22 protein-coding genes are annotated in these 24,067 nt (G+C 72.1%); 14 read left to right on the top strand and 8 right to left on the bottom strand.

The annotated features are described in order from the left end of the window. On the bottom strand, nucleotides 1-134 hold a 134-nt coding region (locus ACI8AF_RS18280), incomplete at its 3' end, for an acyl-CoA dehydrogenase family protein (RefSeq protein ID WP_456541163.1). A 7-nt stretch (nucleotides 135-141) separates the two neighbouring features. Next, nucleotides 142-993, bottom strand: coding sequence for a 3-hydroxybutyryl-CoA dehydrogenase (locus ACI8AF_RS18275; RefSeq protein WP_456541161.1), 852 nt, complete (start codon nucleotides 991-993; stop codon nucleotides 142-144). Between the two features lie 124 nt (nucleotides 994-1,117). Here ACI8AF_RS18275 and icmF point away from each other — a divergent pair, with 124 nt between their 5' ends. The 3 genes from icmF to ACI8AF_RS18260 all read left to right on the top strand — a co-directional run bounded on the left by icmF (nucleotide 1,118) and on the right by ACI8AF_RS18260 (nucleotide 6,399). Then, the gene (gene icmF, locus ACI8AF_RS18270; RefSeq protein WP_456541160.1) at nucleotides 1,118-4,363 is read left to right on the top strand and encodes a fused isobutyryl-CoA mutase/GTPase IcmF; all 3,246 of its coding nucleotides are present in this window, start codon (nucleotides 1,118-1,120) and stop codon (nucleotides 4,361-4,363) included. Nucleotides 4,364-4,366: 3 nt separating this feature from the next. After that, nucleotides 4,367-5,134, top strand: a complete 768-nt coding sequence (locus ACI8AF_RS18265; RefSeq protein ID WP_456541159.1) for a helical backbone metal receptor — start codon at nucleotides 4,367-4,369, stop codon at nucleotides 5,132-5,134. A gap of 1,061 nt (nucleotides 5,135-6,195) precedes the next feature. Further along, nucleotides 6,196-6,399 carry a hypothetical protein gene (locus tag ACI8AF_RS18260; RefSeq protein WP_456541158.1) on the top strand — a complete coding sequence of 68 codons (204 nt, stop codon included), beginning with the start codon at nucleotides 6,196-6,198 and terminating at the stop codon, nucleotides 6,397-6,399. Between the two features lie 60 nt (nucleotides 6,400-6,459). On the opposite strand, the gene ACI8AF_RS18255 is transcribed toward ACI8AF_RS18260, so the two are convergent. Together ACI8AF_RS18255 and ACI8AF_RS18250 are read right to left on the bottom strand one after the other, a co-directional pair. Further along, nucleotides 6,460-9,489: an AfsR/SARP family transcriptional regulator gene (locus ACI8AF_RS18255; RefSeq protein WP_456541162.1), complete on the bottom strand. Its 3,030-nt coding sequence runs from the start codon at nucleotides 9,487-9,489 to the stop codon at nucleotides 6,460-6,462. A 129-nt stretch (nucleotides 9,490-9,618) separates the two neighbouring features. Beyond that, nucleotides 9,619-9,855: a hypothetical protein gene (locus ACI8AF_RS18250; RefSeq protein ID WP_456541157.1), complete on the bottom strand. Its 237-nt coding sequence runs from the start codon at nucleotides 9,853-9,855 to the stop codon at nucleotides 9,619-9,621. 187 nt (nucleotides 9,856-10,042) lie between these two features. Here ACI8AF_RS18250 and ACI8AF_RS18245 point away from each other — a divergent pair, with 187 nt between their 5' ends. Next, the gene (locus tag ACI8AF_RS18245; protein WP_456541156.1) at nucleotides 10,043-10,933 is read left to right on the top strand and encodes an NAD-dependent epimerase/dehydratase family protein; all 891 of its coding nucleotides are present in this window, start codon (nucleotides 10,043-10,045) and stop codon (nucleotides 10,931-10,933) included. Nucleotides 10,934-11,008: 75 nt separating this feature from the next. On the opposite strand, the gene ACI8AF_RS18240 is transcribed toward ACI8AF_RS18245, so the two are convergent. Beyond that, the gene (locus tag ACI8AF_RS18240; RefSeq protein ID WP_456541155.1) at nucleotides 11,009-11,365 is read right to left on the bottom strand and encodes a darcynin family protein; all 357 of its coding nucleotides are present in this window, start codon (nucleotides 11,363-11,365) and stop codon (nucleotides 11,009-11,011) included. Between the two features lie 70 nt (nucleotides 11,366-11,435). Here ACI8AF_RS18240 and ACI8AF_RS18235 point away from each other — a divergent pair, with 70 nt between their 5' ends. Then, nucleotides 11,436-12,074, top strand: a complete 639-nt coding sequence (locus ACI8AF_RS18235; RefSeq protein WP_456541154.1) for a TetR/AcrR family transcriptional regulator — start codon at nucleotides 11,436-11,438, stop codon at nucleotides 12,072-12,074. Between the two features lie 449 nt (nucleotides 12,075-12,523). Here ACI8AF_RS18235 and ACI8AF_RS18230 read toward each other — a convergent pair whose 3' ends face one another. Together ACI8AF_RS18230 and ACI8AF_RS18225 are read right to left on the bottom strand one after the other, a co-directional pair. Then, nucleotides 12,524-12,772, bottom strand: coding sequence for a hypothetical protein (locus ACI8AF_RS18230; protein WP_456541153.1), 249 nt, complete (start codon nucleotides 12,770-12,772; stop codon nucleotides 12,524-12,526). Nucleotides 12,773-13,037: 265 nt separating this feature from the next. After that, nucleotides 13,038-16,040 carry a BTAD domain-containing putative transcriptional regulator gene (locus tag ACI8AF_RS18225; protein WP_456541152.1) on the bottom strand — a complete coding sequence of 1,001 codons (3,003 nt, stop codon included), beginning with the start codon at nucleotides 16,038-16,040 and terminating at the stop codon, nucleotides 13,038-13,040. A 117-nt stretch (nucleotides 16,041-16,157) separates the two neighbouring features. On the opposite strand from ACI8AF_RS18225, the gene ACI8AF_RS18220 reads away from it, so the two are divergent. The 7 genes from ACI8AF_RS18220 to ACI8AF_RS18190 all read left to right on the top strand — a co-directional run bounded on the left by ACI8AF_RS18220 (nucleotide 16,158) and on the right by ACI8AF_RS18190 (nucleotide 21,897). After that, on the top strand, nucleotides 16,158-16,487 hold the full coding sequence (locus tag ACI8AF_RS18220) for a rhodanese-like domain-containing protein (RefSeq protein WP_456541151.1): 330 nt from the start codon (nucleotides 16,158-16,160) through the stop codon (nucleotides 16,485-16,487). A gap of 254 nt (nucleotides 16,488-16,741) precedes the next feature. Beyond that, nucleotides 16,742-17,665 (top strand): CPBP family intramembrane glutamic endopeptidase, encoded by a 924-nt coding sequence (locus ACI8AF_RS18215; RefSeq protein ID WP_456541150.1) that lies wholly within the window; start codon nucleotides 16,742-16,744, stop codon nucleotides 17,663-17,665. Nucleotides 17,666-17,700: 35 nt separating this feature from the next. Next, a complete protein-coding gene (locus ACI8AF_RS18210) occupies nucleotides 17,701-18,636 on the top strand; it encodes an ABC transporter ATP-binding protein (protein WP_456541149.1) in 936 nt (311 codons plus the stop codon). Beyond that, the gene (locus ACI8AF_RS18205) at nucleotides 18,633-19,442 is read left to right on the top strand and encodes a hypothetical protein (protein WP_456541148.1); all 810 of its coding nucleotides are present in this window, start codon (nucleotides 18,633-18,635) and stop codon (nucleotides 19,440-19,442) included. The genes ACI8AF_RS18210 and ACI8AF_RS18205 overlap by 4 nt, the downstream gene beginning before the upstream one ends. Before the next feature lie 81 nt (nucleotides 19,443-19,523). Continuing rightward, a complete protein-coding gene (locus ACI8AF_RS18200; protein ID WP_456541147.1) occupies nucleotides 19,524-20,252 on the top strand; it encodes a hypothetical protein in 729 nt (242 codons plus the stop codon). Continuing rightward, entirely contained in the window at nucleotides 20,249-20,869 is a 621-nt protein-coding gene (locus ACI8AF_RS18195) for a hypothetical protein (RefSeq protein ID WP_456541146.1), read from the top strand. Before ACI8AF_RS18200 ends, ACI8AF_RS18195 begins: the two co-directional genes overlap by 4 nt. A gap of 95 nt (nucleotides 20,870-20,964) precedes the next feature. Beyond that, nucleotides 20,965-21,897, top strand: a complete 933-nt coding sequence (locus ACI8AF_RS18190; protein WP_456541145.1) for a CPBP family glutamic-type intramembrane protease — start codon at nucleotides 20,965-20,967, stop codon at nucleotides 21,895-21,897. Nucleotides 21,898-22,083: 186 nt separating this feature from the next. Here ACI8AF_RS18190 and ACI8AF_RS18185 read toward each other — a convergent pair whose 3' ends face one another. Further along, on the bottom strand, nucleotides 22,084-22,659 hold the full coding sequence (locus ACI8AF_RS18185) for a TetR/AcrR family transcriptional regulator (protein ID WP_456541144.1): 576 nt from the start codon (nucleotides 22,657-22,659) through the stop codon (nucleotides 22,084-22,086). Nucleotides 22,660-22,751: 92 nt separating this feature from the next. On the opposite strand from ACI8AF_RS18185, the gene ACI8AF_RS18180 reads away from it, so the two are divergent. Next, nucleotides 22,752-23,153: a DUF3291 domain-containing protein gene (locus tag ACI8AF_RS18180; RefSeq protein ID WP_456541143.1), complete on the top strand. Its 402-nt coding sequence runs from the start codon at nucleotides 22,752-22,754 to the stop codon at nucleotides 23,151-23,153. Further along, entirely contained in the window at nucleotides 23,150-24,025 is an 876-nt protein-coding gene (locus tag ACI8AF_RS18175; RefSeq protein ID WP_456541142.1) for an alpha/beta hydrolase, read from the top strand. Before ACI8AF_RS18180 ends, ACI8AF_RS18175 begins: the two co-directional genes overlap by 4 nt. Nucleotides 24,026-24,067 lie beyond the last annotated feature (42 nt).

Genomic DNA, 24,067 nt, shown 5'->3' with positions numbered 1-24,067 from the left:
GCCTTCTGCGCCTCGATCGGGTAGCGCGAGTTCGCGTCGACGTCGGCGGCGTGCGGCGCGATCTCCCGCTCCGCGATGTCGCGGACCGCCTCCCGGATCGCCTCGTGCTCGTCGGTCAGCGCGTACACAGCCATCTCCTCGTCAGCGCGCGTAGGGGAAGAAGCCGCGACCGCTCTTGCGGCCGAGCAGGCCGGCGTCGACCATCCGCAGCAGCAGCGGGGGAGGGGCGTAGAGCGGCTCCTTGAACTCCTCGTACATCGACTGGGCCACGGCGGCCGTGGTGTCGAGGCCGATCAGGTCAGCCAGGGCGAGCGGGCCCTGCGGGTGGGCGCAGCCCTGGACCATGCCGGCGTCGATGTCGGCGGCGCTGGCGAAGCCGGACTCCAGCATGCGGATCGCGGACAGGAGGTAGGGGATCAGCAGGGCGTTGACGATGAAGCCGGCCCGGTCCTGGGAGCGGATCGTCGTCTTGCCCAGCCGCTTCTCGGCGAAGTCGGTGACTGCGAACAGCGTCTCGTCGGAGGTGAGCAGGCTGGCGACGATCTCCACCAGGGGTAGCACCGGGGCGGGGTTGAAGAAGTGCACGCCCACCACCCGGTCGGGCCGCCCGGTCACGCTGGCCATCTTCACCAGCGGGATCGAGGAGGTGTTGGAGGCCAGGATCGCGTCGGGCGCGAGGATCGCGTCGAGCCGGCGGAACAGGTCGAGCTTGAGCGACTCGACCTCCGGCACGGCCTCGATCACCAGATCGGCGTCCGCGGTCGACTCCAGATCCGTGGCGACGTCGATGCGGGCCAGCGCCGCCTCTGCCTCGGCCGCGGTGAGCCGGTCGGCGCGGACGGCCCGCTGCAGAGAGGCGTCGATGCGCGCGCGGCAGCGGTCGACGCCGTCGGGATCGGCCTCCACGACGACGACGGACGATCCCGACCGGGCGCACACCTCCGCGATGCCGGCCCCCATGGTGCCTCCACCGATGACCGCGATCCGCTCCACCCGAGTCCCTCCGCCGCGCCCACCGGATAGTTGGACGTCCTAGTAGTTCTCGTCTAGCTTACATGGACGTCCTACTAATTCACCGCCGTGGCTCCGTCGCGCCGGTGCGAAGTCGAGGAGCGCCGTGCCCGCCACGCCGTCCGAGCTGCACGTCCCTGCCCACCCGGTCCGGTTCGTCACCGCGGCGAGCCTCTTCGACGGCCACGACGCGGCGATCAACGTGATGCGGCGACTCCTGCAGGCCCAGGGCGCGGAGGTGGTCCACCTCGGGCACGACCGCTCCGTCGACACCGTCGTCTGCGCGGCGCTGGAGGAAGACGTCCAGGGCGTCGCGATCTCCTCCTACCAGGGCGGGCACGTCGAGTACTTCAGCTACCTCGTGGAGCGGCTGGCCGAGGCCGGCGCCGGCCACGTCCGGGTGTTCGGTGGCGGCGGGGGAGTGATCGTGCCGGAGGAGATCGCGCTGCTGCGCGAGCGCGGGGTCACCATCTTCTCGCCGGAGGACGGCCAGCGCCTCGGCCTGCCGGGGATGATCAACCAGCTGATCCGGGTGTGCGACGAGGACCTGGCCGGCGGGCAGCCGGACGTCGAGTCACTGCTCACCGGGGACCCGGCCGCGCTGGCCCGGGCGATCACGGTGCTGGAGGCGGGGCGCTCACCGGAGCTGGCCGCGCGGCTCCGGGAGGCGGCCGCCGGGCGCACGGTGCCGGTGCTCGGCATCACCGGCACCGGCGGCTCGGGCAAGTCGTCGCTGACCGACGAGCTGCTACGCCGGCTGCGGCTGGACCAGGAGGACAAGCTGCGGGTCGCCGTGCTGGCGATCGACCCGACCCGCCGGCGCGGCGGGGGCGCGCTGCTCGGCGACCGGATCCGGATGAACGCCCTGGAGACCGGCGAGCAGGGCCGCACGTTCTTCCGCTCGCTGGCCACCCGCACCGCCGGCGCCCAGGTGCCCGAGCACCTCGACGACGTCCTGTGCGCGGTGAAGGCGGCCGGCTTCGACCTGGTGGTCGTGGAGACGCCGGGCATCGGCCAGGGCGACGCCGGCATCGTGCCGTTCTCCGACGTGGCGCTGTACGTGATGACGCCGGAGTTCGGCGCCGCCTCGCAGCTGGAGAAGATCGACATGCTCGACTTCGCCGACGTCGTGGCGATCAACAAGTACGAGCGCCGCGGCGCCGAGGACGCCCGCCGGGACGTGGCCCGCCAGCTGGTCCGCAACCGGCAGGCCTTCGGGCAGGCGTGGGAGCGGATGCCGGTGTTCGGCACCAGCGCCGCCCGGTTCAACGACGACGGTGTCACCGCCCTCTACCAGCACCTGCTCGGCCTGCTGGCGGAGAAGGGCCTGGCCGCGGGGACCGGTGTGCTGCCGCGCGTCGACGTCCGCGCCTCGTCCGGACTGAGCAGCGTCGTCCCCTCGTCGCGCTCCCGTTACCTGGCCGAGATCTCCGACGCCGTCCGCGGCTACCACCGCACCACTGCCTCCCAGGCCGAGGTCGTCCGCCGCCGCCAGGCGCTGCGCACCACCGCCGCGCTGCTCGGCGACGACCCGGCCGCCGGCCGGGTGCGCGAGCTCGAGGCGGCGAGCGCCCGCGAGCTGCTCCCCGAGGTGCGTCAGCTGCTGGACGGGTGGCCGGCCCGGGTCGAGGACTACTCCGGCGACGAGTACGTCTACTGCGTGCGGGACAAGGAGATCCGCACCCCGCTGACCCGCGAGACGCTGTCGGGCAACAAGGTCCGCCGCGTCGCCCTGCCGCGCACCCGCGACGCGGCCGAGCTGCTGGACTTCCTGCGCCGGGAGAACCTGCCCGGGTTCTTCCCGTTCACCGCCGGCGTGTTCCCGTTCAAGCGCGAGGGCGAGGCCCCGGCGCGGATGTTCGCCGGCGAGGGCGACGCCTTCCGCACGAACCGGCGCTTCAAGCTCCTCAGCGAGGGCGGTGAGGCGACCCGGCTGTCGACGGCGTTCGACTCGGTGACGCTCTACGGCCGCGACCCCGACCTGCGGCCGGACATCTACGGCAAGGTCGGCACCTCCGGCGTCTCGATCGCGACGCTCGACGACATGGAGGTGCTCTACTCCGGCTTCGACCTGTGCGCGCCGACCACTTCGGTGTCGATGACGATCAACGGCCCGGCGCCGACGATCCTGGCGATGTTCCTCAACACCGCGATCGACCAGCGCCTGGATGCGTTTCGCGCCGAGGAGGGGCGGGAGCCGGACGCCGCCGAGGCGGAGGAGATCCGCGCCTGGGTGCTGGCCAACGTCCGCGGCACGGTGCAGGCCGACATCCTCAAGGAGGACCAGGGCCAGAACACCTGCATCTTCTCCACCGAGTTCGCCCTGCGCGCCATGGGCGACATCCAGCAGTGGTTCATCGACCACGGCGTGCGCAACTTCTACTCGGTGTCGATCTCGGGCTACCACATCGCCGAGGCCGGGGCGAACCCCATCAGCCAGCTGGCCTTCACCCTCGCCAACGGTTTCACCTACGTCGAGTCCTACCTCGCCCGCGGCATGGACATCGACGACTTCGCCCCGAACCTGTCCTTCTTCTTCTCCAACGGCATGGACGCCGAGTACTCGGTGATCGGCCGGGTCGCCCGCCGGATCTGGGCGGTAGCGATGAAGGAGAGGTACGGGGCGGGGGAGCGGTCGCAGAAGCTGAAGTACCACGTGCAGACCTCGGGCCGATCGCTGCACGCGCAGGAGATGGACTTCAACGACATCCGCACCACCCTGCAGGCGCTGTGCGCGATCTACGACAACGCCAACAGCCTGCACACCAACGCCTACGACGAGGCGGTCACCACCCCCTCTGAGCAGTCCGTCCGCCGAGCGCTGGCCATCCAGATGATCATCGACAAGGAGTGGGGTCTGGCGGGCAACGAGAACCCGCTGCAGGGCTCGTTCGTCATCGACGAGCTCACCGACCTGGTCGAGGAGGCGGTGCTGGCCGAGTTCGACCGCATCGCCGAGCGCGGCGGCGTGCTCGGGGCGATGGAGACCGGCTACCAGCGTGGCCGTATCCAGGACGAGTCGATGCTCTACGAGCACCGCAAGCACGACGGCAGCCTGCCCATCGTCGGCGTCAACACCTTCCTCGCCCCGCAGCAGGAGGACGACGAGCCGCGGACCGTGGAGCTCGCCCGGGCCACCGAGGTCGAGAAGCGGTCCCAGCTCGACCGCCTCGCCGACTTCCACGCCCGCCACGCCGATCAGGCCCCCGCCGCCCTCGCCCGGCTCCAGCAGATCGCCATGGACGGCGGCAACGTGTTCGCCGAGCTGATGGACGCCGTCCGGGTCTGCTCGCTGGGACAGATCTCCGACGCGTTCTTCGAGGTCGGCGGGCAGTACCGGCGCAACGTCTGAGCAGTGGCCCGCCACCTCAGCGACGACCTGGGCCACCCGGTCGCCCTGGACCGGCCCCCGCAGCGGCTGGTCTCGCTCGTGCCGTCGCTCACCGAGGCGCTGGCGGTCACGGTGCCCGAGCGGCTGGTCGGCGCCACGGAGTGGTGCACCCATCCCGCCGGCCTGGACGTCGTCCGGGTCCGGGGCACGAAGAACCCGGACCGGCGGGCCGTCGTCGACCTGGCGCCGGACCTGGTGATCGCGAACCAGGAGGAGAACCGCCGGCTGGACGTCGACCGCCTGCGGGCGGCCGGCGTGCCGGTCTGGGTGACCGTCATCGAGTCACTGGACGACGCACTGCGGTCGATGCGCCGGCTTTTCGCGGATGTGCTCGATGTCGGCGAGCCGGGATGGCTGCGCACCGCGGCCGGCGAGTGGGGCCGCCCGACGCCGGGGCCGGAGCTGCGCGTGGTCGTGCCGATCTGGCGCGACCCGTGGATGGTCGTCGGTGCGCGCACGTTCACCGGTGACCTGCTCGCCCGCCTGGGTCTGGAGAACCTCTTCGCCGGCGGCGAGGAGCGCTATCCGCACGTGGAGCTGCAGCGGCTGCAGGCCCTCCACGCCGACGTCGTCCTGCTGCCCGACGAGCCCTACGAGTTCACCCCCGATGACGGCCCCGAGGCCTTCCCGGGTGTCCGCACGGTCCTCGTGTCCGGCCGAGAGCTGACCTGGTACGGCCCCTCCTTGGCCACGGCGCGCGCCCACCTGCTGCAGCAGATGCGGGTGGCCTGACGTGTACACCGCCGTGTTGGGGTGCGGATCCGTCCTCACCTACGAAGCCCGGAGCTTCGTGCCGGCGAAGGGCGATTGGGTCCCGTGCCGACGCCACGGCTACTGCACCGTCATACGGCGCGGCAGGGCGCAGGCCAGGCGATCCGGTCGGCAAGACGGGACCCGGGCACGCCCTCGGCAGCAGCACGAGCTCCTCGACTGGCTCCAGCACTGCCCTGTCACGACGATCGCGGCTCTGAGGCGCCAGCGATTCACGCTGCGCCTGATCTCCGAGGCCCAGCGGGACGGACTCGTGGCGGTCGATCCGGCGACTGGGAGAGTCATGCTGGCCGAGCGCTGACAACCGGCACCTCGTGCACCCTTTATGCATCCAATATGGCCGCAAGCAGCCATCGCCGACCCTGCGCGACCAACGAGGACGTCGGCTTATGACGTGGTCAGTCGCTCGATGCCAACGATCACCAACCGCTACAAGATCAAATCGCAGGGTTATTGGTTCGAGTCCAATCGGGGGAGCCAGCAAGGCTCTGGTCAGGGCGTTTCTGAGCAGTCAACGACTGCCACGTGCACTCTCCATGCACTCTGAACTCCCGTGCACTCAGGCGGTCACGCTCCGTGACGCGTTCTCCGGCCGGGTGTCTCGCTGGCCTGTGAGTTCGAGTGAAGCCCGGGGAGCCTTCAAGGCTCTGATGTGCACCTTTCGCAGCCGTCGGCCGCTGCCACGTGCATTCCTCCAGGAATGTCGAACCGATGTCGGGTCAGCGAGGCTGCTGCGTGAGATGCCTCCGACGAAGCGTCGGAACCTCGCCTGCGGCTGGCTCGGGAGTGGGTCGCCTTGGCTCGTTCGCCAGCTGTGTCGACGACGGTGTCGACCCGGGCTGGCATCAGGATCCAGTACTCCGGCTGGAGATGAAGTTGACCGCCTGTCGCGAGGGGTTAGCTTCGGACCGTCGTTGACAGGAAGGTCGAGTCGCTCGGGAGCACGCCCGGAGGTCAACCCGTGGTTCTCGCTAACCGGGCTATGCAAGCCCGGGTTGCACCCCACGATCCGTTCGTCATGTGTGAGCGCCCGAAGCCGTGCGCGAGGAGTTGGACAACTGCTGCTCCCGGACGGCACCCTGCTGGCGCTGTCGGTCAGCATCGGCGCCGCGCACACGCCGCGCCACGCCGCGCCCGACGGTCTCTATGCCGCCGCTGACGCCGCGCTGTACTGGGCCAAGCGCGCTGGCCAGAACCGGGCGGCGGTCGCCGGAACGGCCCGCTGAACGCGGTCGAGGACGTCGCCGAGCGCCGGTCGACACCTTGCGTTCGCCGGCGTCCCGCTGTCATGAGACGGCGGACCGGTTCGTCCCCTGAGCCTGCGGCAGCAGCTCCGCGACGAGTTCGTCGAACTTCACCAGGGTGACGCGTTCGTGCACGAGCGCCGTCGCCGACCCCAAGATCTCCGCAGTCGACCGTTCGGCCCGGCTGACGGCTTCTGCACCGAAGGCCGGCGCGCGAAGCCCCAGGCGCTCGCGCTCGCGCGCGCTGGCGAGCAAGAGCCGGTAGGCGTCCTCACGCCGGCCCGAGGCGGCTGCACTCAAGGCGAGGGACTCGACGCTCTCGCACACGGCGCCGCGGTGCTGGATCTCGACCGCCATCGTCAGCGCCGTCACGAAGCAGTCGTCGGCCGCGTCGACGCGCCCTTGCTCCAGCCGGACCCGTCCCAGCAGGTTGAGCGCGCCGACCTCGCCTTCCCTGTAGCCGATGCGGCGGGCCTGATCGAGCGCCCCTTCGACCGCGATGGCCGCCTCGGCGGTCTGACCGGTACCGAGGTGGTGACGTGCGAGCAGGGACATGGCGATCGACAGCATCTGCCGCTCGTCCTCCCGCTGGCCGGCGGCGATGGCCCGCTCGATGCGCTCCACGGCGTCCTCCTCCCCGGCGTCCAGGGCGGTGCGAGCGCGCAAGGTCAGGGCGGCCAGCCGGTGCCACGGCTCGCCGGTACGGGCGGCGATGGCCAGGGCCTCGTCGTGCGCGGTGGCGGCGGCAGCGAAGTCGCCCCGAGCCCACTCGGCGATGCCCAGGGTGAGGAGGGCTGCGGTGGTCCCGATGTCGTCCCCGACCGATCGGCTCAGCTCCAGGGAACGGCGACAGTAGTTCCGGGCGGCTCCCACGTCGCCCATGGGGTTCGCCAGCAGCCCCAGGCTGCGCAGCACGGCGGCCTCCTGCCGGCGGTCCGGTGGGTGGCGGTCGCGGTCGCGGTCGAGCTCGGCGGCCACGATGCTCAGCCACCGCGTGCCCTCCTCGGCCCAGCCGTTGATGGCCCAGTACCAGGTGTAGGCCACCGCGATGTCCGCGGCGTCGGGCAGGCGCCCGTTCACGAGCGACCATTCCATGGCCGCTCGGGCGTCCGGCAGCAGGCGGTGCAGGCGGCTGAGCGCGGTGGTCCCCGTCCTCAGCTCGCGGCTGGCCGCTCTGCTCGTGGCGGCCACGTACGCCACGTGTCGGTCGCGCATCTCGGCCACACCAGGGCCGGTCGCGACCGCCTCGAGGACGTGGTCGCGCATCGGGCGGAGCAGTCGATAGCGCTGACCGCCCTCGTGGGACACCATCGATTGCCGCACGAGCGAGGCGAGCGTCGGGAACGGGTCCCCGACCTCAGGGGCGACGACGGCGGTGACGGCGTCCAGGTCGAACGTGCTGCGGAACACCGCCAGGGAAGCGAGCACCTCCTTCTCCGCCGCCGTGAGGAGTACGCAGCTGGCGTCCAGCGCCGCGGTCAGCGAGGCCTGCCGCCGGGGGACGAATGCTGCAGGCCGCACGCCTGTGCCGAGCCGGTTGTCGAGCCGATCCCGGATGCCGGCCGCGTCGAGCACCTCGGCCGCGGCGGCCGCGAGCTCCAGGCCCAAGGGGAGGCCCTCCATGGCACGGACGATCTCGGCCACGTCGTCGGCCGTGGCGGGGTCGAGTGCGAAGTCGTTGCGCACCCTTGCCGCCCGCTCGACGAAGAGCTCCACCGCGGGGACCCGGCTGAGCGCATCGAGCGCGAGCCGGGCCCCCTCCGGCGGGACCAGGAGCGGCGGCAACCGATAGACCACTTCGTCGGGCAGGTCGAGCGGACGCCGGCTCGTGGCCAGGATCGTCAGCTCCGCGCACTGCTCCTGCAGGCTGTTCAGGATCAGCGACACCGTCGGCACGAGGTGCTCGCAGGTGTCGACCACGAGCAGGCCCCGGAGGGGACGGAAGGCTGCAACCAGGACGGACGTCGGGTCGTTCGGCAGCTGGCCGCCGTGACCGAGCTGTCGGGCCATCGCTGCGGCGGCGAGCTCGGCGGCGTCGACGTCCGCGAGATCGACGTACCAGACCGGTCCTTCCACGATCGTCCGGGCGACCGTTCGCGCCAGCGCCGTCTTGCCGATGCCGGCGGGTCCTGTGAGGGTCACGGTCGTCCCCGGCCGGAGACGCCGGGTCAGGTCGGCCAGGTCGTCGTCCCGGCCGATCAGTCGCGGCGGCCGCGGGGGGAGCCCGGGAACGGGGAACGCCTGCTTCAGGCCCTCGCCGTCCTCCGTCGCTGCAGGTGACGCGGTGGACGCCGGTGTCGCGGTGCCGTCCGGCGGTTTCCACGCCAACCGAGGGTCTCGTCGCAGGATCTGCTGTTCCAGCGCGTCCACCGCTGCTCCGGGATCGAGCCCGAGCTCGTCGGCCAGCATCTGCCGTACCCGACGGAGCACGTCCAGCGCTTCGCTCTGGCGGTCGCTGCGGTACAGGGCGAGGGCCTGCTGGGCGTGGAACTGCTCGCGGAGCGGGTGTGCGGCGACCAGCGACTGGGCCTCCAGGACGACCTCGCGGTGGCGGCCGAGCTGGATCATCGCCTCGAGGCGCGCCTCCTGGAGCTGCAGGTAGCTCTCCTTGAGGCGGTTGATGTCACCGCTGGCCCACCCGTAGGCACTCGACTCGGGATACGGCTCCCCTCGCCAGAGGCGAGCGGCCTCCTCCGCGGTGGTCAGTGCCCGTTGCGCGGCCGCGGCCGACCCCGGCAGCAGACCTGCGAGCGCCTCCTGGAGCAGGCGGTCGAAGCGCCAGGCGTCGACCTCGTCGTCGGCGACGTCCAGCCGGTAGCCGACAGCGGTGGTGATCAGCCGGCCCTTGCCCTCGGCACCGAGCGCGCGCCGCAGGTACGAGACCAGTTGGTGAACCCCGTTGGCGGCGTCGTGCGGCAGGTCCTGGTCCCAGAGGCGGTCCGCGATCACGTCCACCGGGACGACGACCCTCCGGTGCATGAGCAGCAGGTGCACCAAGGCCCTCGGCCGCCCCCGCCGCACGGGCAGGACCACGTCGGCATCGGCTCGGATCTCCAGCGGCCCGAGCACCATGTACCGCACGGCGACAACGTAGCTGTGCGGTGGGCCGCGATGTCGTACGGAGTGCGTGGCTCGATGCGGCCCCGACTGCTACGACGGAGCGGTCGAGGTCCGTCCTCGACCGCTCCGTCGCTCTACAGGTCATCGCTGGGTGAAGGCGACGAGCGCCTGGCGCTGGTGCATGTCGTCGATGCGGTCGAGATAGCGGTCGCTGCGATCCCGACGGTCGTGGCGCTGCTTGGCGACCAGGTACTGGCGGCGGCGACGGCCGGCGGTCCACCGCTGGAGCAGCGTCGCTTCTCCGCGAGGGGCGGGCGCCGCGGTCCGGTGCCGTGTCGCCGGGCGGGTCGTCGGGTCGGTGATGGTGGTGGCGGTCATGACGTCCTCCCTGGGTGTGTTCCCGCTGACGACCCCAGGAGGCCCGGCCGGCCTGTTCGGTCGGTGAAAGCGCGCTGCTACAGCGCCTGCTCCCCGTTGCAGCCTCGCTGCAGATGGACGACAGGCCGCCGGGCTGTCCTGCCGGAGCGACGACCGTCGCAGCACTGCCGACCTGACGGAGGTCCTCATGCGCGTACTCGTCCTGGGCGCGACCGGCTACATCGGATCTGTGGTGACCGAGCACCTGGCGGCCGGCGGCCACCGGGTGGTGGCGCTGCGGCGCCCCGATGCCCCGCCCCGGCAGCTCGGCCACGTCGCCGAGACCCGGTGGGGGGACGTCACCGTGCCCGACTCCCTCGCCGAAGCCGTGACCGACGACATCGACGCCGTCGTCGACGTCGCGGTCCCGACGGGGACGGCCGCGGTCGATGCGGCGGCCAACTCTGCTCTGCTGGCACCGCTCCACGGAACGGGTCGCCCGTTCCTCTACACCAGCGGCATCTGGGTCCTGGGGCCGGCAGGAGCGTTGCCGGCGGACGAGGACTCCCCGACCGCGCCGATCGAACTGGTGCGCGACCGACCCGCGATCGAGCGGCAGGTCCTCGCAGCCGCCGAGCGGGGCGTGCGGGCAGTGGTCCTGCGGCCGGCGATCGTGCACGGGCGCGGCAGCGGCATCCCCGCTCTGCTGGTCGAGCTGGCGCGGCGGTACGGAGGCGGGCGCTTCGTGGGCGGTCCAGGTCGCTGGCCGATGGTCCACGTGGACGACCTGGCCGATCTCTACGTCCGTGCGCTGGAGCGCGGTGTGGCCGGCAGCGTGATCCACGCCGTTGCCGAGGAGGCCGTCCCCGTCGTCGACCTCGCCGCCGCGGCAGCCCGGGCGGCAGGCGTCGCCGGCCCGGTGGAGGCGTGGCCGATCGACGCGGCCCGCGCGGAGCTCGGGTCGTCCTTCGCCGACGCCCTCGCCCTCGACCAGGTGGTGAGCGGTGCGCGAGCTCGCCGGCTCGGCTGGCGACCGCGAGCGGTCAGCGCCGCCGAGGACCTCGCGGCCGGCTCCTACATCTCCCCGCGAGCAGCCTGAGTCGGTAGGACACCGCCCTGTACACGGCACCCGTGCACAGGGCGGTGCGTCCTGCCGACGTCCGGGTCGGTGACCTCAGGTGGTGGCGGCAGCGGGGGTCGGCTGACCCGGCTCCCGCACCCAGGCCGCGTCGAGGCCGACCAGGACGTCGTCGACGGTGAGCAGCGGTAGGGCGAACAGCGGCGTGTCGCGCAGGTCGTCCCACAGGGAGGCGAACTCGGCCAGATCGCCGGTGGTGAAGACGAGCACGTCGGAGCAGCGGCCGGTGAAGGCCTCCACGTCGACATGACGCATGCCGACCCGCCCGGCGTAGCGGGCGAGGACCGGTGCGACGTGCTGGTCGTTGAACGCCTCGCGCTCGGCGCGGCTCATGCGCAGCCACGCCGGACCCAAGGTCACCAGGGCAATGACGGTGAAGGTCCTGGATGACATGACTTCTCCTATCAGACGCTAACTTAGCAATCGATAAGTTACCGTCATGTCCTATGGTCGGCGAGTGGATATGACCGGACGTCCGGGGCAGCGGCGGCGCCGCGCCCGCCGGGGCGAGGGCGGGGCGCTGCGGGAGCGGATCGTGGAGACTGCCGCCTCTCTCCTGGCGGAGTCCGGGGACGAGCGAGGCGTCTCCATCCGGGCGGTCGCCGACGCCGTCGGGGTGACCCCGCCCTCGCTCTACCTGCACTTCCCGGACAAGACCGCCCTCCTGCGTGCTGTCGTCCAGCGGCTGTTCACCGACCTCGAGGAGGAGGTGGTACGCGCCCAGGCCGGGAGCGGCACCCCTGTGGAGCGGGTGCTGGGCCTGGCTCGTGCCTACCTCGCCTTCGGGCTGGACTCACCCGGCCGGTACAAGGTCCTCTACGAGGGACGGGTGCTGACCGAGCTCGACCTGCCCGACGGCGGTATCCCGGGGCGCGCACTGCTCGAGGCCGCGGCCCACGACCTGAGCGAGGCTATGCGGGCCGAGCAGCTGCCGCGAGCTGATCCCCGGGCCACGGCGGTGCTCCTCTGGCAACTCCTCCACGGCGCCGTCTCCCTGCGCATCAACAAGCCAGGTTTCCCGTGGCAGGACGCCTGGGCCGACACAGAACCCGGCATCAGGCTCCTCATCGGGGACACCCGCCAGAGGGTGGCGAACTCCTAGCTCCCTCTCCTCACTGCGGGAGACCGACCTCGGGGAGCCCGCCGGCGATGACACGCCCGACGCTCACGCCGTCCCGACTCGTCGAGCAGGTGCCGGCGTCTCCTCGCAGAGCTCTTCGGCGCTCCGTCCCTGACGTCCGTGGCCCGTTGTCCACCGCGCTCTCGGCGCATGCGAGGCGCGGGCGGGAACGCGCCCGCTGAGGCGGGTGCGCAGCGCATGGTTGGCATATCCCTGGGGCAGCCGGTTCTGCGTGCGGGTGCTGGTCACCGGCCCGGCACACGGGTCCGGTTCTTCAGCCATCCGGACGTAGACGACGCCCAGCGCCGGGTCATAGGTGTTCACGGTCTTCACCCCTCCTGTATCGGTGGATCCGTCTCCTTGCGGCTGTGCTGGCTCGTGAAGGCCGGCCGGACGGCGTGGTGTTGCCGTCGTCCTCACCGGCTGGGCGGTCAGGCGGCTCGAAGGACGTCCCGTCGGGCGACGCCCTGCGCGGCGGCGTAGGCGTACGGATGGTCGAAGGCGTGCTTCGCCTGTCCGGCGGTCGCCTGCAGTCGGAGACAGGCGCCGGATCCCCAGTTCCAGACGGTGACCGTCGCCGTGGACGCGTTCGGGTCCCAGTACAGGGCCACCTCGACCGCGCCCTGCTCCCGGCGCGCGATCTCCAGCAGCACTGTCCGGGCGGCGTCGGTGTGCGTCATGGTCGCTCACTCCTCATCCACTGGCTCTCGCGGCGGCTCGGACGGCCGGCGGTCCGCATCGGACGAGCCGATGCTCCAGCTCCGCTCTGTCACGTCGCTTTCGAGCCCCTGTCACGCCTGGGACGCGCGCACGGGCCGAGACACGTGGGGCGGCGTCGTGCTCCGCGGGGAGCTCCCCGCCAAGTGACCGGGAGCTGTCCGTCCCTCGGCCCCGTGCGACGGACCGTGGCCGGCCGAGGGGTGACGCCCGCCGGCCGGACCTGGGTCAGTCGTGTCCGGGGTATCCGCTGCCGGCCTCGTCGCCCGAATCCGCGGTTGGGACAGGCCCGGGCGGATCGGGTGCGAGGTGCAGGACATCGGCGAATCGGCCCTGTTGTCGGGCGTCGGCGAGCTCCGCGGCGTCGAGCTCGCCCCTCGCTTCGGCGTCGACCTCGGCAACGAGGCGCGCCATCAGCGGAGATCGGTGGATGCCGGTCCGGCCGCGGAGCTCCTCCGCGGCGGAGAGGAGCACCGCGGCGTCGTACCAGCGGTGTTCCCGCCCGGCGACCACTGCCAGGCAGTCCAGGCTCTCCGCCGTGGCACCGGGGTGGTGGAGCCCGACTGCGGATCGGAGGGCACGGCTGAGGGTGTGCGTGGACGCGGTCAGCTGTCCTCGACCGATCTGGGCCAGCCCGAGAGCGTGCAGGGATCCGACGGTTCCCTCGTGGTGCCCGTGGAGTTCGTTGAGGCGCAGGCTCTCCGCGGCGTGCACCTCCGCGTCGACGTACCGTCCGTCTCCCAGTTCGGCGCGCGACCGCTGCACGAGCGCTGCGGCGACGACGTGGGCATCCCCGCAGCGGCGGGCTGCGGCTTCGGCTCGGTCGAGCCAATCGGCGGCATCGTCCTGGCGCGCGTCGATGGCCGTGCGTGCACGCAGCACGTAGCACAGCGCGACACCCCAGGTGTCGGCCAGCTCCGAGAACACGTCCGCTGCCCGCTCATGGGAGAGGGCAGCCGCGGTGTGGTCCCCGCACCCCCACTGCCCGACGCCGAGGCCGATCAACGACTGTGCCAGGGATCGCTGGTGGCCCAGTTGTCCGTACAGCTCCGCGGCCGCGCCGCAGTCGCGGACGGCCCCGGTCAGGTCACCCCGGGAGACGGCATGGGTTCCGGAGCTGGCCAGCAGCCCCGCCTGCAGGGCTGAGCCGTGCGGCACCACGGCCTTGGCCCGGGGGAACCACTGCGCTACCTCGTCGAACACTCCCTCGCGCGGCCACAGCCACCACAGCGTCGCGAGCAACCGGGCGCCGAGTTCGTCCTCGCCGGAGGTGAAGCACCACTCCAGGGCCAGCCGGAGGTCGGGCATCGCGTCGCGCAGCTGTCCCCGCCAACCCTCGAGCCGGCGAGCGCGCGGCGGAGAGCTCCCGTCGCTGAGGAGGTCGACGTACCAGGCGGCGTGCCGGCGGCGGGTGGCGACCGCGTCCGCCGGGTCGTGGGCGAGCTGCTCGGCCGCGAAGGCCCTGATCGTGTCCAGGAGCCGGAAGCGGTCGGTCCCGTCGGCGGCGACCAGCGACTGCTGCGCCAGGGCCAGGAGCAGCTCGAGTCCGTCGTGGCGCAAGCCGTTCCCCGCTACCGAGGTGGCCGCGTCCAGCGTGAAGGGGCCGGCGAACACCGAGAGCCGGTCCAGGAACGCCGCCTCGTCGCCGGAGAGGAGTTCGTAGCTCCAGGCGATCGTCGAGCGCAGGGTGTGCTGACGGTCGTCCCGGGTGTCGTCGACGAGCAGGCGCAGCCGGTCGTCGAGCACCCGGACCATCGTCGACGGGTCCAGGAGACCCGCGTGGGCGGCAGCCAGCTCGATCGCGAGAGGTAGTCCGTCGAGCAACAGGCAGATCCGCGCGACGTCGACGCAGTTGGTCCGGTTGAGCTCGAAGTGGGGTCGACGGTGCGCCGCTCGCTCGGTGAACAGACGTACCGCGGCGGATGCCGCGATCTCCGCCAGGGAAGTCGTCTCGGGATCGGGCAGCGACAGCGGCGGGACCGGCCAGGCCAGTTCGGTCGCGGCCCCCAGCGGCTTGCGGCTCGTCGCGAGCAGTGACACGTGCGGGCAGCACCGCAGGATCGACTCCACGAGGGGGCGCAGGTCACCTCGGACGCGTTCACAGGTGTCCAGGACGAGCACGGCCTCCTGGGCGCGGAGCTGCGTGACGAGAGCGGACACGTCGTCGGGTGGGGTCACGGCACCGCACGCAGTGGCCATTGCGCTGAGCAACGCCGTCGGGCCGTCGATGGGGGAGAGGTCGACCCACCAGACGGGGTGGGGGGACTGCTCCGCGAGCTCTGCCGCGAGGCGGGTCTTGCCCGCGCCCCCCGGGCCGAGGAGGGTGATCAGCCGATGGGCGGCCATGAGCTCGGTCAGCCGCGCCACTTCGCGCTCGCGTCCGATGAGCGGCTCGAGCGCCGCCGGCAGCACGGCGCCTGCGGGCCGGGGATCGTCCGCTCGCGGCCTCTCCTGCCCGGCCGCGCCCGGCGGATCCCCCGGGCGGGAAGGCGCGAGCTCCGGCGCCTGGGTCAGCACCGCCTGCTCGACGGCTCGCAGCTCGGGACCCGGATCGAGCCCGAGCTCGTCGAGGAGGACCCTGCGGGCCCGGTCGTAGACGCCGAGCGCTTCCGCTTGCCGGCCCGACCGGTAGAGGGCGGTCATCAGCTGCGCGTAGAAGCGTTCCCGCAACGGGTGCAGCACGACCAGGTGCCGCAGCTCCGCCACGGTCTCCACGTGCCGCCCTAGCGCGAGCAGCGCATCGACCCTCATCTCCATCGCGGCCACGCGGAACTCGTTGAGCCTCTGGAGGTACGCCTGGGCGAACTCCTCCTCGGCCACCTCCGGGATCGGCGATCCCCGCCAGGCGGCCAGTGCGTCGTCCAGGCGCTCGAGCCGTTGATGCGGGTCCGGCAGGTGCGCGACGGCACCGACGGTCGCCTGCAGTCGGAAGGCGTCCACGTCGTCGCGGGCAGCTCGCAGGCGGTAGCCACCCTCGACGGTCTCGATGACGGCCGCCCCGTCCGTGACGGCGAGAGTCTTGCGCAGATAGGAGACGAGAACCTGCAGCGCGTTGAGCTTGTCGAGGCTCGAGTCCTCCCCCCACAGGGCCTCGATCAGGGTCTCGGCACTGATCCGCTCCCCGAGCCGGAGTGCCAGTGCGACGAGGAGCTTCCGCGGCAGGCCGGTGCGCAGTGGAACGGCCCGGTCGCCCACCCACAGCTCCACCGGGCCCAGGAGGCGCAGCTGCACCGGGCGAGCGTACGGCGCCGGACCGACTGCCGGACCGCGCTCGACAGCGGGATGACAGCGGGCCGTCAGCTGCAGCGTGTGCACTGCGGGAAGCGATGGCCGGAGAGGACGCTGACCGTGGGGGCCGACTACAGCACCGAGCAACTCCGCGGGCGGCTGCCCGCCGTCACGGTGGTGGAGGCCCTCGGACCGTCCTTCTTCGCCACCGGTCACATACCCGGAGCGGTCAACATCCCGCCGCACCGGGTCGCCGAGCTCGCGCCCCGCCTGCTGCCGGACAAGGCGGCTCCCATCGTCGTGTACGGGGCACACCGGTACGCGCGGGGCGCCGACGTCGTCGTCCGCCGACTGTCCGCCCTGGGCTACCTCGACGTCTCCCGGTACGTCGACGGGAAGGCGGGCTGGGCGGAGGCCGGGCTCCGCCTCGTCGGGGACACCGACGGATGACCCACCGGCGCCCGAACGGCCCGACCGCCCGAGGCGCTCGACCCCGATCGGTCGGCCGCGCTGCCCTGTGACCCCCTGACAGGTCGCTGTCGCGGAGCACATCAGCCGAGCAACAGCGCCGCATCAGACCGCTCCACCAGGGTCCTCGCCGTAGCAGCCGCCCGACGCAGTCCCGGACACAGGGGAATGGAACCCCGAGGCCGCCCAGTGGGGCCCCGATCCGGAACGCGACCTTCCGATTCGGAGGAGACCCCGTGTCCAGCACCCGCGACATCCCGGTGACCGCCGCTCCCACGATCCCGGCAGCACCGGGGTCCGGGGTCGTCGGCTTCATCCGACGCCGTCCCCTGACCAGCTACCTGATCTGGTTCTTCACGGTCGGCCAGGCGTTCGCGTTCGCCCCGGTCGTCGCCCGGGCCTACGACGTCGAGGTGCACGCGCAGCTGTTCATCATCGCGAGCACCCTGATCGGGCTCCTGCTGCCGGCCGTCGCGATCACCCGTCTCAGCGACGGTCCGGACGGCGTGCGCGCGCTCTGGCGCCGCTCCCTCGCCGCCTGGGTCTCCCTGCGGTGGTACGCGCTGGCCCTCGCCGGCGTCCCGCTCCTGGCCACTGCGCTGGCGATCGCCTTCTTCGGAGCACCCACCGCCGACCTGTCGACCTCCGCCGTCCTCTCAGCCGTGGTGTCCGGCCTGGTGCTGCAGACCGTGCTCTCCCTGGTGCCGAACAACTGGGCCGAGGAGGTGGCCTGGATGGGCTTCTTCCAGGCCCGCCTGCAGGACCGGACCACCCCGATGCGAGCTGCCGCCCTCACCGCTCCGGTCTTCGCCCTGCAGCACGTGGTGCTGGTGGTCGGCAACTCGGTGGTCTTGGCTGTCGTCTTCATGATCGGGCTGATCCTGATCAACATCCCGGTGCGAGCGCTCATGGGGTGGACCTACAACCGCACCGGGAGCCTGTTCATCGTCGCGGTGCTGCACGCCGTCGGTAACGGTGTGGGCGGCGGTAGCGGGTTCGGCGACGGGTTCCTCCCGCGGCTCTACCCCGGTGCGGACTTCGTCGGGCTGATGCACTTCCCCGCCTACGCGCTGATCGCCGTCGTCGTCATCGTCGCGACCCGGGGGCGGCTCGGCCAGCCCAGGCGTCGCACGGCCACGCAGCCCACCCCCATCCCGTGAGCCGGTTCCCCGGCCCGCCTTCAGAGAGGACGACCATGATCGAGATCCGCAACCTGACCAAGGTCTACGGCGGCACCACGGCGGTCGACGACCTGACCGTCACCGTCCGCCCCGGTGTCGTGACCGGCTTCCTCGGCCCCAACGGCGCCGGCAAGTCCACCACCATGCGGGCCGTCGTCGGCCTGGACCGCCCGACGTACGGCGACGTGCTCGTAGGAGGACGGCGCTACGCCGACCACCCGGCGCCGCTGCGCGAGGTGGGTGCCCTGCTCGACGCCAAGGCCGCCCATCCCGGCCGCAGCGCCCGGGCCCACCTCCGAGCCCTGGCCATGACCAACGGCATCGCCCGCGCCCGCGTCGACGAGGTGCTCGACATGGTCGGGCTGCGCGAGGTGGCCGACCGGCGCGTCGGCGGCTTCTCCCTCGGCATGTCCCAGCGGCTCGGCATCGCCGCCGCCCTGCTCGGCGATCCGGCGGTGGTCCTGCTCGACGAGCCGGTCAACGGACTCGACCCCGACGGCATCCGCTGGATCCGTGAACTCCTGCGCGGGCTCGCCGCCGAGGGCCGCACCGTGTTCGTCTCCTCGCACCTGATGAGCGAGATGGCGCTGACCGCCGACCACCTGGTGATCCTCGGCCGCGGCCGGCTGGTCGCCGATGTCTCGATGGAGCAGATGACCGCCTCGGCCACCGGGCAGGTGACGGTGCGCAGTCCGCAGGCCGACCACCTCGCCGTCCTGCTCTCCGCCGAGGGCGCGGCCATCACCCGGCCCGAACCGGACGTCCTGGCGGTCACCGGCCGCACCAGCACGCAGATCGCGGAGACCGCGCTCGCCGCCCGGATCCTGCTGACCGAACTCGTCCCCGTCCACGCCTCGCTCGAGGACGCCTACCTGGTGCTGACCGAGCGCGACGTCGAGTACCGGGCCACCACCCCCGACGGAACCGACCCCCGGAGGGCCGCCGCATGACCACCACCACCCACCGTCCCCGCACCACACCCACCGCCACGGTCGCCTCGGACCTCCGGGTGACCCAGGGGCGCGTGCTCGCCGCCGAAGCGCTCAAGTTCCGCAGCCTGCGTTCCACCCGGTGGCTGGTGGTGATCAGCGTGCTGAGCATCGTCGTGGCCGGCGTGATGCCGGCCCTGGCCGTCCTCCTCGGGGAGGTCCCGCCGGACGGCGGGACCGATGCCACAGGAGGAGCGCTCACCGGCGTCAGCTTCACCCAGCTGTTGATCGCGGCGCTGGGGATCCTCCTGGTCACCGGCGAGTACACCACCGGCCTCGTCCGGGCGACGTTCACCGCGGTGCCCACCCGGCTGCCGGTGCTCTGGGCCAAGGCCGCTGTCGTGGCGGCGGCGGCATTCGCCGCCACCCTGGCCGCCGCGTCGATCGCCTTCGTCGCCGCCCGGGCGATCCTGGCCGGCGCGGACGTGACCATCTCGCTCGGCACCCCGGGGGTGCTGCGGGCGATCGTCGGCTCGGCGCTCTACCTCGCCCTCACCGCGGTGCTGGCCGTCGCCTTCGGCACCTTGGTGCGCAGCGCTGTCGGGGCGATGGCCGCCCTGTTCGGCCTGTTGTTCGTGCTGCCGCTGCTCGGCATGCTCGTCCCGGCGATCGACCCGTACCTGCCCAGCAGCGCCGGTGCGGCGGTCATGCAGACCGGCTCGGTCGACGCGGGTCTGCCGCCGTGGGCCGGTCTGGGCGTCTTCGCCCTCTACGCCGCCGCCGCCCTGACCGCCGCCGCCGTGGCCCTCACCCGACGCGACACGTGACCGGATCCGGCCACGGGCGGGGCGCCCGCCCGTGGCCGGCACCTACCCCCAGCAAGAACCGGACCCGCCTGGAGACATGTCATGACCACCCTCACCCCACCCCGACCCACCAGCAGCCCGTCGACCCGCGTCCGCAGGCGCAGCAGAGGCCTGACGACGGTCGGCGCCGTCCTGACCGCCGTGGGCCTGCTCGCCGGAACGGTCGCCGCCGCCGTTCTGTTCGCCTTCGGGTCGGGCAGCAGGCTCGACTCCGGTCCGCAGTCGTTCACTACGCCCACGGCCGCGCTGGTCACCGACAGCGCCTCCATGGACGACGTCCGCGGCATCGCCACCGTCACCGGCCGGCCCACCGTCCAGGTGTCGTCGCAGACGGCGAACCCCGCCGGGGTGTTCATCGGCGTCGGTCCGGCCGACGCCGTCGACGCCTACCTCGCCGGGATCGCCGTCGACGAGGTCACCGACCTCAGCTTCGACCCGTTCCGGCTCACCGTCACCGCGCGTGCCGGCGACGCCACGGCTGCTCCTCCCGGGCAGCAGGACCTCTGGGTCGCCTCGGTGACCTCGTCTTCCCGCGCCGAGCTCACCTGGCCGATCCAGGACGGGGAGTACCGCCTCGTCGTGATGAACGCCGACGGCAGCCCGGACGTGGTCACCCAGACCCGGGTGCAGATCGACCTGCCGCGGGTGTTCGCCGTCTCCCTCGGCGTGCTCATCGGCAGTGGGCTGGTCGCGGCCGGAGGAGTGGCCCTGCTGGTGGCCGGCCTGCGGCGCGGCTCCGTTCCGACCCCCGAGCCGGGGGCGCGGCCGTGAGCGCCGCCCCTGAGAACCAGCCGCCGGCCGCCATGGTCGTGCCGGGGTTCTCGGTCAGCCAGCGGATCACCGTCATGGTGAACCGCTACGAGATCCGCGCGGCCAGCCCCGACGGCAGCGAAGGAAACCTGCTCGCATTCGCCGAGCAGAAGCGGATGAAGCTCAAGGAGGAGGTCACCTTCTTCGCCGACGAGTCGCGCACCCGCCCGGTGTTCCCCTTCAAGGCCCGCCAGCGGCTCGACGTGCACGCCGAGCACGACGTCCTCGACGAGTTCGGACAACCGCTCGGCAACTTCAGCGAGGACTTCGGTGCCAGCCTGCTGCGCTCCACCTGGAACCTGCAGGCGCCCGGCATCGACGCCGTCGGCAAGGAACGCCGTCCATTCATCGCCCATCCTCGCCGCATCTGGGACCTCATCCCGTGGCTTGGCGACATCTGGGTGCCGTTCGTCTTCCACTTCGGCTTCGTCGACAGGCACACCGGAGGAACGGTCATGGTCAGCGAGCGACAGAAGGCCATCCGGGATCTCTACACCGTGACCGTCCCGGACCCGCGACTGGACTTCCGCGTCGCCGCTTCCACGGCCGTCGCCCTGGACGCGCTCCAGAGCCGCTGACCAGACCGGCGGTTCCGGTAGCTCCGGTTCTGGCGCCGCCGCGCCCCCGCACACAGACAGGTACCCCCGACCGCCCACAGGTACAAGGAGCCGTCATGAACCGCGTCGACCCGTTCCCCGCCGGCGCCGAACCCCGCCGGAACATCGCCGGACGCCACCCGCTCGCCGCCTTCCTCACCCTCGCCTTCCTGATCGGTGTGCCTGGACTGGTCATCCCTCTCCTGGCCGGCATCCCGTTGGCGCCGTTCCTGCTGTTGCTGGTCTTCGTCGCCCTCCTGGGCTCCTCACTGCTGGTCACCTGGAAGGCCGACGGCCCGGCCGGCGTCCGGAAGCTGCTGTCCCGGGTCGTGCAGTGGCGGTTCAGCGCCTGGCGCTGGGCCGTCATCCTCTTCGGGGTCCCGTTGCTCACCGTCGCGATCGCCGCCGTCTCCGGGACGTTGGTCAGCCCGGAGCGCGGCTGGGTCCCCGAGATCGGCTGGTACCTGTTCAACACGCTGATCTTCGGCGCGCTCGCCCTCAACCTGTGGGAGGAGACCGCCTGGGCCGGGTTCGCCCAGACGCGGTGGATGGCCCGCCACGGGCTCCTGATCGCCTCCCTGATCACCGCGGTGTTCTTCGCGGCCATCCACGTGCCGCTCCAGTTCGAAGGCGACCCCAGCGGATCCCGGATCCTCACCAGCATCGGGGTCGTCTTCGTGACCGCGCTCTTCGCTCGGTACCTGGTCGGCATGCACCTCCTCGCTACCGGTGGCAGCATCCTCGCGGTCGGCGTCCAGCACGCCTCCTGGAACGCCGCGCAGAAGATCGAAGCCGTCCGGGGCGGTGACTGGGACTGGCAGATGGTGACCGCCGTCGCGCTGCTCACCGTCGTCCTCGCCGTGGGTCGTCGGCTTCACCGGCCCGAGACCCGCCCGATCGGCCCGGAGGCCGAAGAAGCAGCCGCGGCACAGTGGATCGCCCCCGCCCGGCCACGCAGTCCGGCCCAGACCCACCCGGCGTCGACCACCGGCGTGAGGCAACCCAGGTAACCGAGCGGCGCCATCGAGCCTCCCGCGGCGAATCTCGCGATCACACACGCAACCCGTTGCGCCACCCGCTCGTGCGGTGGCGCAACGGCCTGCGGGTTCGACGGCGCGCCGCCCGAGCGGGACAGGAGCCGGCTCGCCGAACCGGGTCGTCGAGCTGGCTCCCGGCCGTGACGACTCGAGCGGCACCTACCGGGCGGCTGCTCGGCCGGTGAGGCCGCGGGTGACCGAGCGTGCCAGGGTCTGGAGATCGGAGCCGGGGTCGGGGACGACCGCGCCGTCTCGCACCAGGGTGGCCAAGCCGTGCACCAGAGACCAGGCCGTGAGGGCGCGGATGCGGTCGGGGGTGCCGAACCGGGCGCGGGCGCCGTCGCGGAGCAGCGCGGTGGTCCGGGTACGGGCGGCCACGACGTCGGGATCGTCGGTGCGGTAGAGGTCCGGTCGGAACATGACCGAGAAGTGGCCCGGATGCCCGGCGGCGAAGAGCACGTACGCGACCCCGACCTCGGCGAAGTCGCCCGAGCGGGACGCCGTGTCCAGCGCCTCGGCCAGCAGTTCGTAGCCCTGCGCTGCCACCGCCGTCAGGAGGCCCGCCTTGTCCCCGAAGTGGTGCGCGGGAGCGGCGTGCGAGACGCCCGTCCGGCGGGCCAGGTCGCGGAGGCTGACGGCGGTCGGACCGTGCTCGTCGATGACCTCCACCGCGGCCTCCAGCAGGGCGGGCCGAAGGTTCCCGTGGTGGTAGGGCCGGCTGCTCGGGCGCGTCACGAACGCGAGCCTAACGGCCATATTGTCGTTGACAAGATTGACCGGTCAGGCCAACTTGTCGGCGTCAAGACGACCTGCCCCTGGGAGTTCCGATGCCCACCCTGCCGTGGATGTCCCTGTCCGACCCCCGTGCGACCGTGCTGGTCATGGCTTCGCGTTTCCGAGTTCGGCGCCTGCGGAACGTGCCGCGCTTCTTCCTGGACTCGATGCGCATCCACCGCCAGGTGCGCGCGGCTGACGGGGCGTTGGGCGTCTCACTGGTCGCGCATCCGCTGCGCCGGGAGTTTCTCACGCTCAGCGCCTGGCGCGACCGTGCCGCACTGGAGGCGCTGGTACGCACGCAGCCGCACGTGGGCGCCATGGTCCGGCACCGGCCGGCGATGGCCGAGTCGACCTTCGCGTTCTGGGAGCTTCCGGCGGGCGGGCTGCCCGTGTCGTGGGACGAGGCCCGGCGACGGCTGTCCGACGCGCGTGAGCGGAAGGCGGCGACATGAGCCACGTCCGGTACGAGGAGCCGCGCACCGTCGCCGTAGGCGGCGTCGACCTCTGCTTCGACGCCTTCGGGGCCCGGGAAGACCCCACGATGCTGCTGATCATGGGGATGGGATTCCAGCTCGTCCACTGGCCGGAGGAGTTCTGCCGACGGTTGGCTGCCGAGGGCTTTCGGGTCGTCCGGTTCGACAACCGTGACGCCGGCCGGTCCGCGCACCTGCCGGGTCACCGGTACACGCTCGACGACATGGCCGACGACGCCGCAGGCCTGCTCGACGCGCTTGGTGTCGACTCCGCCCACATCGTCGGGGCGTCGATGGGCGGCATGATCGCCCAGGTCATGGCCGTCCGGCATCCCGACCGCGTGCGGTCGCTGGCTTCGCTCATGTCCACGACCGGTCGTCGCGGCGTGGGCCGGACCTCGTGGCGGGTGCTGCGCCACCTGTTCGCCCGCCCGGCCAGGAGTGAAGCCGAGGCGATCGAACGCCGAGTGCGCGTCTTCGCGTCGATCGGTTCCACGGCTTTCGCCCAGGATGTAGACGAGCTGCGGCGGGTCACCGCGCTTGCCCTCGCGCGTGATCCCGACGCCCGCGACGGGCGCCGACGGCACCACCGCGCGGTGCGCACCGCCGGTGACCGGACGGCCGCCCTGGGATCGGTTGCCGTACCGACCGTCGTCGTCCACGGCACGGCCGACCGGATGTGCCACCCGTCGGGTGGGCGCGCCACAGCGGACGCCATTCCCGGCGCCCGCCTGGAACTCATCGCCGGGATGGGGCACGACCTCCCGCCCGGCGCGTGGCCGCGGTTGGTCGAGGTCCTCACTGCCAACGCGCGGCGGAACGCTGGGGAAACGGATAGACAACCTGGTTGACGACTTCTATGGTTGGTCAACCAGGTTGTCCGACCTGGTTTC

Source organism: Blastococcus sp. SYSU D00669 (assembly GCF_054050715.1).
Note: the sequence above shows the minus strand (reverse complement) of the source record. Positions and strands in the feature narration are given on the sequence as shown.